This is a genomic window from Peribacillus sp. SIMBA_075 (assembly GCF_046534585.1).
Window position 1 is genome coordinate 1 of record NZ_JAWRYN010001398.1, and the last position, 243, is coordinate 243.

Below are 243 nucleotides of genomic sequence, written 5' to 3' on the forward strand. Positions count from 1 at the left end.
AAAAGACTATGCACAAAAGTATCCCTTGTTTAGAAGGAGAGGATTACTCATATGAAAATTGTTAAAATTTCCCCTCGTGGTTATTGCTACGGTGTTGTGGACGCGATGGTTATTGCACGTAACGCCGCATTAGATAAATCATTACCGAGACCCATTTATATTTTAGGTATGATTGTTCACAATAAGCATGTCACAGATGCTTTCGAAGAGGATGGCATCATTACATTAGACGGTCCAAGTCGA

The 243-nt window shown here is 39.1% G+C and carries 1 pseudogene; it reads left to right on the forward strand.

Features of this window, described 5'->3' with window-relative positions:
* Positions 1-51 precede the first annotated feature (51 nt).
* A pseudogene (locus SB775_RS32930) lies at positions 52-243 on the forward strand (4-hydroxy-3-methylbut-2-enyl diphosphate reductase); the annotation flags it as partial.